Raw genomic sequence first — 11,547 nt, 5'->3', positions numbered from 1 at the left:
TTCAGGCTTGTGCCCCAGCTCATGCGAGCCTTGACACCGCCTGGGCGGCGCGATTGGCTACGCCCGCCGAAGCGACGGAAAGACCGGAACCGAAGACCTAACTTTGGGGCAAAGCAAAAAGCGAGGCACCCGGTCGCGATGACCACCGGTTCTGCTGGCCGCCGCCGGTAATGATGGTGGCTGGCAATCGGTCGCGATGCCGATCAGTTCTGCTGGCCGCCGCCGGTCCCGAGGGTGGTAGGCAATCGGTCGCGATGATGGCCAGTCGTCTTGCCCGCTGCCGGTCCTCATGGCGGCTGGCGTTTTTCCCGGCACACGCAGCGGCGCCCCACCTGCGCAGGCAAGTGGAGCGCCGCAGTCTGGTTGCGGGGAGTCAGGCTCGCCGCGTGTCTCTTCGGTATGCCGGGATGGCGATGGCGATCATGGCGATGGTCCAGGCCGCGACTACGATCCAGCCTTCGGTGGGCCAGGCGCCGTCGCCCTTGGCGACCTTGCCTGATTGGCAGAGCCAGTAGGAGGGCAGGAGTTTGATCACCTTCAGGGTTGTGCCGCTGTTGAAGAATTCGCCGAAGGCTCCGCCGAAGAGGGCGAAGATCACTACCAGGCCGCCGATCACTGCGGGCATGGATTCGGCTTTGGCCAGGTGGCCTACGGTGATTCCCATGATGATGAAGGGGATCAGGCCCAGGAGGAGCAGGCCGGTCATTTCGAGCCATTGGGTTGCTGACATGCGGACGCCGAAGGCTGTGCCGGCGATGTAGAGCAGGGCTACGCAGGGCAGGGCTACCAGGAAGGCGGTTGCGACCTTGGCGGTGAGGTAGGTGGTGGTGTGGAGGGGGGTTACGCGGGTTTGGCGGGTCCAGCCGCGTTGGCGGTCCAGGGCGATGCGGGTGGTGGGTGAGAAGACGGCGAAGAGGGCTCCGTAGGCGGCCATGCCGGTCATGAAGTAGAGCTCGAAGGGCATGTTCTCGACCATGGCGTGCTTGCTCTTGTTGCCGGGGGTCACCGCGCAGTAGAGGACCAGGGGGAGGGCCAGGGTGACGATCAGGAAGCCTCGGTTGCGGAAGGTGCGGAGGACTTCGAGTTTCAGGTGGGTGTTCATGCCGGCACCGCCGCGGTTTCGTGGTCCTCGGTCAGTTCCAGGAAGGCTTCTTCCAGGCTGCCGCCTCGGACTTCGAGGTCGCGGGCGGCGGAGTAGGTGGTCAGGAGGGCTCGCAGGGCTGTGTCGGCGTCGGTGCAGGACAGGATCACTGTGTCGCCGTGGCGTTGGACGGTGGCCACGCCGGGGAGGGCCGACAGGTCGGTGGGGTCGACGGTGGGGAGGGTGGCGCGGATGGTGCGGGTGCCGGCCAGGGCCTTGATCTCGGTGGCGGGGCCGTCGGCGACGATGCGGCCGGCGGCCAGCAGGACGATGCGGTCGGCGAAGGCGTCGGCCTCTTCGAGGTAGTGGGTGGCGAAGACGATGGTCTTGCCTTGTCGGGCCACTTCGCGCATCACGCGCCAGAAGTCGTTGCGGCCGGCGACGTCGACGGCGGCGGTGGGCTCGTCCAGGACCAGGAGGTCGGGGTCGCCGACCAGGGCGGCGGCGAAGCGGACGAGTTGGCTCTGGCCGCCGGACAGGCGGGTGGCCCAGCGGTCGGCGAACTCCGCCACGCCGGTCAGGTCCAGGACTTCCTGGACCGGGCGCGGATTCGGATAGTAGGAGGCGGTCAGTTCGACCACCTCGCGGACCCGCAGGTACTCGGGCTGCTGGCCGCTCTGGAGCATCGCGCCGACCAGGCCGGCGCGGATCGCCTCGGAGGCGCCGCGGCCGAAGATCTCCACGGTGCCCGCGTCGGGCCGGGACAGGCCCAGCATGGCGTCGATCGTCGTCGACTTGCCGGCCCCGTTCGGCCCGAGCAGGGCCACGGTCTGGCCGGCGTCGATCGTGAGATCGATGCCGCGCACGGCCTTGACCTGGCCGTAGGACTTGGTCAAGCCGACCAGGCGGACCCCGGGCGGGGCCCCGTCATGGAAACTCATAGTCACTCATTGTGACGGCGTGGATCGGTCCGGAGTAGTGAATAACGGCACGTATATGGGGTGAGTTCTTCATATCGGCCAGTTCAGAGGTGGCGGCTCCAGCCGGGCTCCAGCGCCGCGCCGCACGATGCGGCCCATGACGACGGACCACCGGACGGCCCCCGCGAGCGGCGTCTACCTGCGCGCCACCGGGGTGCGCCTGCCCGAGCGGCTGCTGGTCGCCGACGCCCTGGCGGCCGGCGAGTGCGACGCGCGGTCGGTGGCCCGGACCGATGTGGAGTCGGTGTCGGTCGCCGGCGGCGAGTCGGCCGCCGAGATGGCGGTCGCCGCGGCGCGGCAGGCGTTGGAGCGGGCCGGATCAGGGCCCGCCGACATCGACCTGATCGTCCACGCGACCGTCTACCACCAGGGCCAGGACATGTGGCCGGTGGCCTCCTACATCCAGCGCGAGACGGTGCGCAACCGGGCGCTGGCGGTGGAGATCAGGCAGATGTCGAACGGCGGCCTGGCCGCGCTGGAGCTGGCGCGGTCGTATCTGCTGGCCGATCCGGTGCGGTCCGACGCGCTGGTCAGTGCCGGGGACCGGTTCTGCCTGCCGGGCGTGGACCGGTGGCGCACCGACCCCGGAACCCCTTATGCCGACGGCGCCGCGGCCGTGGTGCTGTCCCGCCGCGGCGGGTTCGCCCGGGTCGCGTCGGTCGCCGTCGACTCCGATTCGGAGCTGGAGGAGATGCACCGCGGGGACCCGGAGTTCGGCCCCGCGCCCTTCAGTACCCGGATCCCCATCGACTTCGGCGCGGCGAAACAGGCCTTCACCCAGCGCTACGGGATGTCGTTCTCGATCAGCAGGACGGCGGCCGGGCAGCGCAAGGTCGTCAAGGAGGCCCTGGCCGGCGCCGGGATCGAGCTGGCCGACGCCCGGTGGGTGGTACTGCCGCACTTCGGGCGCCGCCGGCTGGACTCGATCTACTTCAAGCCGATGGGCGTGGACCCGGCCCGCACCACGTGGGACTTCAGCCGCACCGTCGGCCACCTCGGGGCGGCCGACCAGTTCGCGAGCCTGGACCACCTGGTCACCCGGGGCCTCATCAGCTCCGGCGACCACTGCCTGCTGGTCTCGGTCGGCGCCGGCTACAGCTGGGCGGCGGCCGTGTTGGAGGTGCTGTGAGCACCCTGATTCACATGCGAACGCAACACACCTATAGGAGCAGCACGTGACCACTACCACGGTGCCCGGCGTGTCCAGCCGCGCGGCCACGCTGGAAGGCCTGCTCGGCTCGCTGGACGACCCGGCCAACCCGATCGGGCGCGACGCCCTGCTCACCGCCGACGAGCACTGGGAGCTGGTCGGCGAGGGCGAGGACCGGCTCGCGGAGTTCGGGATCGGGGCCGAACTCGTCCCGTCCCGCTACGGCGGCCGCTTCGAGGCCCTGGACGGCCTGGGCCGGATCCTGCGTCCGGTGTTCCGGCGCGACCCGGCGCTGGGCTTCAGCACCGGCCTGCTCAGCTTCATCGCCTCCTCGATGGTCTGGCTGGAGGGCGACGAGCAGCAGTGCGGCCTGCTGGCCGGGATGCTGCTGGCCAACGAGCGCGTGACGCTCGTGCGCCGCGAGGAGTCCCATGCCAACGACCTGACCCGCGAGGAGCTGTCGGTCGCGCCGGAGCCGGACGGCTGGGTCCTCAACGGCTTCAAGAGCGCCATCGCCAACGCCGACCGGGCCCGCGGCCTGGTGGTGATGGCCCGGCAGGAGGACGGCGAGGGCCCCGGCGCGTACTCGGTGCTGCTGGTCGACCGGGACGCGCTGCCGGACCTGTGCCTGGAGGAGCTGCCGCGCTATCCGACCGTGGGCATGCGCGGGTGCTGGTTCGGCGGCCTGGAGTTCGTCGACTGCCCGCTGCCGCCGGAGGCGCTGGTCGGCGCGGCCGGCCGGGCGGTGCAGATCGGCCTGCGCGGCTCGGGCCTGGTGCGCGGGCTGGTGGTGTCGACGCAGATCGCCTCCGGCGACACGATCCTGCGGACCGCGGTGCGCTTCGTGGCCGAGAACGGCGAGGCCGGCGAACGCGGGCAGGCCTCGGGGCACGAGACGACGGTGCTGGCCGGCGCGCTGCTGGACACGCTGGTCGGCGACTGCCTGGCGCTGGCCGCCTGCCGGGCGGTGCACGTGGTGCCCGAGGACTCGCTGGCGGTGGCCGCCGCGGCCGCCTACGTGGTGCCCAAGCTGCTGGCCGAGACCTCGGACAACCTGACCGTGGTGCTGGGCAACGCGCAGTACATGACCACCGGGCCGTACGGGATGTTCCAGAAGCATCTGCGGGACCTGCCGGTCACCGGACTGGGCCACTCCGGCAGCGCGGGCCGGCAGGCGACGCTGGTGACCAATCTGCCCCGGTTCGCGGAGCGAAGCTGGTTTCGCGCCCCGGAGCCGGATCCGGCCCTGTTCCAGCTGGACGGCGCCCTCCCGCCGCTGGCGCTGGAGCGGTTGACCAAGGTCGTCGGCGACACGGACCCGCTAGCTGCGGCTTTGCTCGGCGGCGCGCGGATGCTGGGAACGCACGTGCCGCCGGGAACCGATCGTCGGCGGGTGGCCACTTTGCGAACAATGGTCGACCTGTTCGTGGCCGAATTGGACAATCTCCGGCGCGCCTGCGTGGAGCTGGGGGTTCAGGGCCGACAGGCGCTGCTGACCCCGCAGAGCTATGCGTTGGCCGACCGCTACGCGCTGGTCTGCGCGGCGGCCGCGGTGCTCGGGGTCTGGCGCGACCAGCAGGGCCGGGAGGACGGCCGGGACCCGTTCCTGGCCGACCCGCGCTGGGCGATCGGAGCCCTGACCCGGCTGGGCAAGCGGCTGGACCTGCCGCTCCCGCCGACCGCGGCGGACTACGAGGAGTGGGTCCTGGACGAGGCGTTCCGCCGCTATCACGCCAACCAGAGCTTCGATCTGTACTGCACCCGGCTGGCGTGAAAGGACGCTACGGGATCCATCCCGCCTCGGAGGCGATGCGGATGGCGTCGACCCGGTTGCGCGCGTTCAGCTTCATCACGATCGAGGTCAGATAGTTCCGCACGGTACCCAGCGACAGGTAGAGGTGCGCGGCGATGTCGCTGGGATCCGCGCCCTCCGCGGCCATCCGCAGGATCTCGGTCTCGCGGCGGGAGAGCGGGTTCTCAGGGCTCTCCCACGTGGCCATCGCCAGCTGCGGGTCGATCACCCGGCGGCCGGAGGCCACGTTGCGCACCGCGGCCACCAGGCTGGCCGGCGGCGCGTCCTTGAGGATGAAGCCCGACACGTGCGCGGCCAGGGCCCGGCGCAGCGTGCCCGGGCGGCCCAGGCTGGTCAGGATCAGGGTCCGGCACTGCGGCAGCTTCTCGTGCAGGTCGGCCGCCGCCGTCAGGCCGTCCATGCCGGGCAGGTCGATGTCGATGACCGCGACGTCCGGGCGGGTGCGGATGGCCTCGGCCACGATCTCGTCGCCGCGTTCGACGTCGGCCACCACGGCCAGGTCCTCCTCGAACTCCAGCAGGGAGATCAGGGCCGCGCGGAGCATGGTGACGTCTTCTGCCAGCAACAGTTTGATCCGGCCGCCCGTCACATCTATCCTCCGCTGCTCGTTGCTGCCCTCGCGGTCTTCGCTCCGGTCTTCGGGACCTCGGCGACGAGGCGGAACCACTGGTCGGCCCCGACCCCGGCGGTGAGGGTGCCGTCGAAGGCCGACAGGCGGGTGCGCAGGTTGCCCAGCCCGCTGCCGGAACGGGCCAGGGCGTCGTCGTCGTCCTGGTCGGTGACGCCGTCGTTGGCCACTTCCAGCCGGATCGAGGTGCCGGTCTGGACGGCAGTGATACTACAGTGCTGGACTTTACTGTGTCGCAGAATGTTGGTCACGCCCTCGCGCAGCGTGGTCGCCAGCACCGTGTCCAGGTCCCGGGGCAGCGGACCGAGGTCGATGCGGACCGAGGCGTCGATCTCGGCGGTCTCCAGCATGGTCCTGGCCGACGAGGCCTCGGTGGCCAGCGACATCTCCCGGTAGCTGCTGGCCACTTCCCGGACGTCGGCCAGGGCCTGCCGCGAGGCCTCCAGAATCTCGGTCAGCTCCCGGCGGGCCCGGTCCGGCTGTCCGGGGACCAGGCGGTAGGCCAGCTCGCTTTTCAGGGTGATCGAGGACAGGCTGTAGCCGAGCAGGTCGTGCAGGTCGCGGGCGAACCGCAGGCGTTCGGCGACCACCGCCATCCGGGCCAGTTCGCTGCGGGCCGCGGCCAGCTCCCGGACCAGTTCGGACAGCCGGGTCATGCCGAACACCACCAGGCCGACGACCATCGTGGAGCTGACGAAGTAGGAGATCCAGTCGGCCGTGTGGTAGTTCAGCGTGGCCACCGGCCACATGCTCAGCACCACCGCGACGAACGGGAACCAGGCGGTGGGCCGGGGCAGCACCAGCAGGATCGAGGCGGCCAGCGGGCCGGCCATCCCGCCCCAGGTCTGGGACAGCGCGAAGTACGGCACATAGGTGAACACCGCCTGCACCGACAATGACAGCACCCTGCCCCACATCGGCCAGCGCCGCGGCCGGGGCGAGATGTGCAGCAGCAGGAAGCCGAAGCTGGCCAGGATGCAGACCAGGGACCAGACGAACTTCGCGGTGTCGTGGTCGGCCTCGTTGTCCAGCCGGATGTTGATGATCCCGTTGACGACGAACGCGAACACCAGCACGTACAGGATGCGCTTGGCCAACGCGGGCTGCGGGATGTCGTCATCCCCGCCGAAACCGGCCGGGCCCGCGCTCACGTCGGTAGGCATACAACGAGATGATGTCACCATTCCGGAGCGTGTCAACTGTGGCAGAGTCCTGCTTTTCGGTGCTGACCTGGAGCTAAACCCTTGCAGTGGGCGGTAATGGGCAGGTGTTCCCCCGCGCCGGCGCCGTCGGTGCCCGCTCGTCGCGCCGACGGCGGCCTCACCGCGTGCCATGCTCCCGGACACCGTCCGGCCACCGCGGCCACTGCGCGTCGGCGGGATCGGCGCCGGCCGGCACCGACCCGGGCACCGCGCCGCGCGGGCGGCCCAGCACCATCGCGCCGACCCCGGACTCCACCCGCCAGTCCAGGCCCAGCACCCGGGCGGTCCGGTCGATGTCGACCGCCCCGAGCGCGCACACGCCCAGGCCCATGGCCGTCGCCACCAGGTAGAGGGTCTGCAGCACCACGCCGGTGTCCTGCATGACCAGGCGGTAGCCGATGCTGCTGTACTTCCAGAAGACCCGGCCGAACCGGGCGGTCACCGTGATCAGCATCGGCGGACAGCCCTCCAGCTCGGCGGCGACCTGGGCCTGCGCCAGCAGGTCGCAGCGGTCCTGGGGCTGGGAGGCCACCGGCACCAGCTCGTGCCGCAGGGCGTCGTAGGCGTAGACGCCCGGGCGCAGCCCGTCGCACTCGCCGATCGTGAGGTAGAACTCGAGCTCGTGCACCGCGCCGCCGGCCGGATAGGGCCGGTCCTGGATGTGCCCGGCGTCCGGGTCGCCGCCGACCGCGTTCTGGGCCCTGATCCGCAGCGCCCGGTAGAGCAACTCCCCCAGCTCGCGCAGCGTCGGCGCGACCGGGTCGAAGCGCCGGTGCGAGCGCCGGGCCTCCAGCACCGCGGTGAACGGCGCGTCGGCGGCCTGCACCTCCTTCAGCTCCGGCCGGTACAGCGGGATCCGGCCGGTGCGGGCCCGCGGTTTGACCGCCGGCTCCGGATTGGGGCCCGGGCCCAGCGGATAGGTCGCGCCGAAGTCGCCGTCGTTGCGGCCGAGCGTGGTGCCGGCGTGGAAGGCCAGGTCGTTCGCCGACCACATGCGCAGCGCGGCGTCCTGGTCCTCCTCGAACACCGGGTTCGGCAGGCCGGGCCGGCCCCGCACCGCGATCCCGGCGGCCAGAAGATAGGACAGGGCGGTGCGGACCAGCTCCGGCGGGCCGCCGACCAGGGTCTCCAGCGCCTGCGGGGTGCGGGCCCCGGCCAGCGCGGCCACCAGCATCGCCGCCTCCGGCTGGTGCATCAGCACCCGGTGCAGGGCCAGCGGCGACTCGGCGGTGAGCAGGCCGCCGACGGTGCGCAGGGTGGTGAACCGGGACAGCCGCACCGGCAGGCCGTCCTCCACCGGCTGCGGGCGGAACCGGGCGGCCCGGGCCACCGGTTCCACCGACAGCAGGATCCGGCCGCCGCCCTCGGCCGCGAGCGAGCGCACTACCAGGTGCTCCAGCCGGCCCAGGGCCAGCATCATGGCCGCCCGCTCGGCCAGCACCTGCGCCTGCGGGCGGCGTTCGACGTCGAGCACGTTGTCCAGCCAGATCGGGCCGAGCTGCATCCGGGTGAGCGAGTCGCGCAGCAGCGGCCCGGGTGCCCGGATCACGGTCTCGCCCCACCGGCTGACCAGGGTCAGGGTCCGGTCGGCGGTCTCCACCAGCACGTCCGGCCGCAACGACCACAGCTGCCGGACCGCCCCGCCGGGCGGCGGGACGGACGGCGACGGCGCGTCGGCTGCCATGGGTCCTCGACTTCGCGTTCGGGGTCGGCTGACCGGGGTCAGATGACCAGGGGGACCGGATTGAGCTCCCGGTACTCGGGCGGACGGGGGCGGCGGCCCAGGGCCGCCGGCACGTCGAACAGCCGGCCCGGGGCCAGCCGGGCGCGGGCCGGCCGCATCCCGGGGACCACGACCTTGACGACCGGCATGCCGACGTCCGGCCGGGTCTGGTCCAGGACCAGCAGCTCCAGTCCGGCGGCCCGGACCATCTCGACCACGTCCTCGACGTCCTGGCGCAGGTCCGCGTGCGGCGGGCGGACGTGCGGCCCCGGCTCGGCGCCGGAGCGGGTGGGACGGTCGGGGTCGGGCCGCAGGTAGTCCGGCGGGACCGGGCCCAGGGCCTGCCACCAGCGCAGCTGCTCCAGCGGCGGATCCGCGGCGGGATGGCCGCGGCGCCGGGGCGGCAGGCCGGAGTCCGACCACTGACCGGGTGCGGGATTCGGCCCGGAGTTCGGCCCGGAGCCCGGCCCGGAGATCGGCCCGAACACCGGATCGAACACCGGCTCGGCCGGCACCTCGGTCCCCGAGTCGGACAGCCGCCCGGCCGCGGTCGCGGACAGCACCGCCGCGGCCGGCCGGGCCGTGGCGGAGCACAGCGACACCGGAGGCAGCGCCGCGGACGCCGGGGCGTCCACCGGGTGCAGCACCGCGGCGATCTGGCCGAGTTCGGCCACCGCCCGCCGCAGCGCGACCCGGCGGTCGAAGTGCGCGCCGAAGCCGAGCATCGGCCGGGCCGGCCGGTCGCCGCCGGCCACCGAGACCGCCGCCACCACCGAGACCGGCAGGTCGGCGGTCAGGTCCAGGGCCCACAGCCGCCGCCCGCCGCGCGCGCAGACCTCGCGGGCGCGGACCACCAGCGGATCGTCGCAGTCGTCGAGGTCGATGCCGGGCTGCCGGGTGCGGTTGTACCACCACAGCGCGACCGCGTCCCGTTCGACGATCTCCAGGAACCCGGCGACGATGGCGTCCTCCAGGCTGGCCCCCGCGGCGTTCCCGGTGGAGTCGGCCCACACCTGGCGGCTGGCGCCGGGACGGCCGTGGTGGAAGTAGAGCAGCGCGGTCGGCAGCAGCCGCTCGCACTGGCCGGTCAGCGACCAGACCGGGGTCCACTCCCGCGGCGCGTCCTCGTCGAAGGGCTCGCAGATCCAGTGCGCGGCGCCGTGCGTCCGGTTCCAGCGGTCCCGGTCGGCGAGCTGGCGCGGGTCCTGGAGCTGGACGGTGTCCGGGTGCACGGCGGCCGGGGCCAGGTCGCGGTAGCTGCCCACGACGACGGCCTCGTCGCCCTGCCGGACCGCGCAGTGCCGCTCCACCGCCTCGCCGAGCGCGCCGACCCGCGCGGCCAGGACCGTGGCGCCCTTGCCCGCGCTGAGCGTGCGCAGCAGCGCGCCGGGATCGCCGGGGCCGGCCGGGACGGCCACGTTGGTGGACGCCGCGCAGCGATAGACGAAGCCGTCGGCGCGCTCCTGGTCCACCAGCTCCCGGACCACGCCGCTGATCGGGTCGACCAGATGCCGGTAGCGGTCGTAGAGGTCCTGGGGGTCCAGGGCGCGGTCGCCCAGGCCCGCGCGGGGCCGGGGCGCGGGCACCACCGGGCGCCGGGCGAGCTCGGCGACCAGCGCCGGATCGCCGCACTCCGGGCACTGCGGGCGCCGGGTGACCGGGTGGTGCCGGCCGGTCAGCGTCAGGGTGTCCAGGGTGTAGACGGCGTTCTGGCCGGCCTCGCGGACCCCGGCCAGCCACTTGGCCGCCTCCAGCACCGCCAGCTGCGCGGCCACCGCGCGGGCGGCGGCGATCGAGGCCTCGGGCAGCCGCACGCCGGTGGCGCCGCGGGCCCGCAGGTCGGCCTGCCGCAGTTCGGCCAGCCGCTGCGCCAGGCAGTGCCAGCAGGGGCCGGCGCCGGGCCGGAAGACCGGCCCGATCCACAGGTCCGGGCCGGCGGTCTTGGCCAGCAGCCAGGGCCGGCCGTCGCCCTGGCGGCGCCGGTCGATCGCGGCCAGCCGCGGGTCCAGGTAGTCGTCGCAGAGCACGACGCACAGCGCCGCCGGCTCGGCGCCGTCCGGGCCCTGCACGTGCAGGCCCGAACCGGCCAGCGCGGCGTCGACCGAGGCCCGGTCCACCGCGCCGACCTCGATCAGCTCCACCGGCGTGGTGGCCACCGCCTGCACGGCGGTGGCGCCGTCCAGGCCGGCCAGCTCCCAGTAGGCCAGGGCCGGCCGGGGGTCGGGGCCCCCGGCCGTCCCGGGTTCGCCCCCGGGGTCGGCGAAGGCCAGGAACCGGGCCTCGGCCAGCCGTCCGAGCAGCGCCCCGACCTGGTCGGGGCTCAGCTCCGGAGCGGCGTCGCGGACAATGCCCGCCACGGTGCGGCTGCCGTCCAGCAGCGGGGCCAGGACCTCGATGGCACGGCCCCGCAGAGCGGTCACCCCCCGCGCCGAGACAAGGTACGCGGCCTCACCGGGCACCACGGCGGCCTCCAGGTGCCGTTTGAAGCCCAGCCGGCGTCCCCCCAGGGTGGTCATCAGCGTGACCAGACCACCGGGTGGCCGTCGGCCGGCACCAGGACCTGCGGGTCCCCGGCCGGTCGCACGCTGTCGTTCACACAGAAGACCCCGTGGTGGGGTATGTAGTCGGTGTCGTCGAGCCCCTCGATCACGAGCTCCACGGTCGGGACCGCCTCCAGCCGGGGGGCCTGGGCGGCGCTGGTCACGGTCAGGCCGAACTCGGCCAGCACCGGGACGGGGTCGTTGCGGTATCGATGGGCGAGGTCGGGCTCCATCCAGGTACGGGCCACCAGTTCGGCGAACCGCCAGTCCATCTCGATGGGGGTCTCCGCCTCGGCGAACATGGTCATCATGCCTCCCTCTTGCACGAATGTCCGCCAGCCTTCGAACTCTGGCATCGCCGAAATTGTGCGGCGGCGGGAGGCCGCGGCCTAGTTACTGCCTCACCTGCGGGACATGAGATTTTCACGAC

General features: G+C 72.9%; 9 protein-coding genes. 2 read left to right on the top strand and 7 right to left on the bottom strand.

What is annotated here, in order from left to right:
- Window positions 1-373 precede the first annotated feature (373 nt).
- Both ABD481_RS36490 and ABD481_RS36485 read right to left on the bottom strand, forming a co-directional pair.
- Window positions 374-1,102: an ABC transporter permease gene (locus ABD481_RS36490; RefSeq protein WP_344670421.1), complete on the bottom strand. Its 729-nt coding sequence runs from the start codon at window positions 1,100-1,102 to the stop codon at window positions 374-376.
- Window positions 1,099-2,022 carry an ABC transporter ATP-binding protein gene (locus ABD481_RS36485; RefSeq protein ID WP_344670420.1) on the bottom strand — a complete coding sequence of 308 codons (924 nt, stop codon included), beginning with the start codon at window positions 2,020-2,022 and terminating at the stop codon, window positions 1,099-1,101. Before ABD481_RS36485 ends, ABD481_RS36490 begins: the two co-directional genes overlap by 4 nt.
- 136 nt (window positions 2,023-2,158) lie before the next feature.
- On the opposite strand from ABD481_RS36485, the gene ABD481_RS36480 reads away from it, so the two are divergent.
- Both ABD481_RS36480 and ABD481_RS36475 read left to right on the top strand, forming a co-directional pair.
- Window positions 2,159-3,190, top strand: coding sequence for a ketoacyl-ACP synthase III family protein (locus ABD481_RS36480; RefSeq protein ID WP_344670419.1), 1,032 nt, complete (start codon window positions 2,159-2,161; stop codon window positions 3,188-3,190).
- A gap of 46 nt (window positions 3,191-3,236) precedes the next feature.
- The gene (locus ABD481_RS36475; RefSeq protein ID WP_344670418.1) at window positions 3,237-4,985 is read left to right on the top strand and encodes an acyl-CoA dehydrogenase family protein; all 1,749 of its coding nucleotides are present in this window, start codon (window positions 3,237-3,239) and stop codon (window positions 4,983-4,985) included.
- Between the two features lie 7 nt (window positions 4,986-4,992).
- Here the strand turns inward: ABD481_RS36475 and ABD481_RS36470 are convergent, their stop codons facing one another.
- The 5 genes from ABD481_RS36470 to ABD481_RS36450 form a co-directional block, all read right to left on the bottom strand.
- Window positions 4,993-5,598 carry a response regulator transcription factor gene (locus ABD481_RS36470; RefSeq protein WP_344670424.1) on the bottom strand — a complete coding sequence of 202 codons (606 nt, stop codon included), beginning with the start codon at window positions 5,596-5,598 and terminating at the stop codon, window positions 4,993-4,995.
- 17 nt (window positions 5,599-5,615) lie between these two features.
- Window positions 5,616-6,815: a sensor histidine kinase gene (locus tag ABD481_RS36465; protein WP_344670417.1), complete on the bottom strand. Its 1,200-nt coding sequence runs from the start codon at window positions 6,813-6,815 to the stop codon at window positions 5,616-5,618.
- A gap of 157 nt (window positions 6,816-6,972) precedes the next feature.
- Complete coding sequence (locus ABD481_RS36460) at window positions 6,973-8,538, bottom strand: SagB/ThcOx family dehydrogenase (protein ID WP_344670416.1); 1,566 nt, start codon at window positions 8,536-8,538, stop codon at window positions 6,973-6,975.
- A 38-nt stretch (window positions 8,539-8,576) separates the two neighbouring features.
- Entirely contained in the window at window positions 8,577-11,093 is a 2,517-nt protein-coding gene (locus tag ABD481_RS36455) for a TOMM precursor leader peptide-binding protein (RefSeq protein WP_344670415.1), read from the bottom strand.
- Window positions 11,093-11,473: a TIGR04351 family putative TOMM peptide gene (locus ABD481_RS36450; protein WP_344670414.1), complete on the bottom strand. Its 381-nt coding sequence runs from the start codon at window positions 11,471-11,473 to the stop codon at window positions 11,093-11,095. Before ABD481_RS36450 ends, ABD481_RS36455 begins: the two co-directional genes overlap by 1 nt.
- Window positions 11,474-11,547 lie beyond the last annotated feature (74 nt).

Source organism: Catenulispora yoronensis (assembly GCF_039531695.1).
Classification (GTDB): domain Bacteria; phylum Actinomycetota; class Actinomycetes; order Streptomycetales; family Catenulisporaceae; genus Catenulispora; species Catenulispora yoronensis.
This window is presented reverse-complemented; position numbering and strand designations above follow the sequence as displayed.

What these genes read in the sequence shown, in the direction of transcription:
- ABD481_RS36450 (WP_344670414.1), bottom strand. Translation starts at nt 11,473, where the DNA reads ATGCCAGAGTTCGAAGGCTGGCGGACATTCGTGCAAGAGGGAGGCATG.
- ABD481_RS36455 (WP_344670415.1), bottom strand. Translation starts at nt 11,093, where the DNA reads ATGACCACCCTGGGGGGACGCCGGCTGGGCTTCAAACGGCACCTGGAG.
- ABD481_RS36485 (WP_344670420.1), bottom strand. Translation starts at nt 2,022, where the DNA reads ATGAGTTTCCATGACGGGGCCCCGCCCGGGGTCCGCCTGGTCGGCTTG.
- ABD481_RS36460 (WP_344670416.1), bottom strand. Translation starts at nt 8,538, where the DNA reads ATGGCAGCCGACGCGCCGTCGCCGTCCGTCCCGCCGCCCGGCGGGGCG.
- ABD481_RS36465 (WP_344670417.1), bottom strand. Translation starts at nt 6,815, where the DNA reads ATGCCTACCGACGTGAGCGCGGGCCCGGCCGGTTTCGGCGGGGATGAC.
- ABD481_RS36490 (WP_344670421.1), bottom strand. Translation starts at nt 1,102, where the DNA reads ATGAACACCCACCTGAAACTCGAAGTCCTCCGCACCTTCCGCAACCGA.
- ABD481_RS36480 (WP_344670419.1), top strand. Translation starts at nt 2,159, where the DNA reads ATGACGACGGACCACCGGACGGCCCCCGCGAGCGGCGTCTACCTGCGC.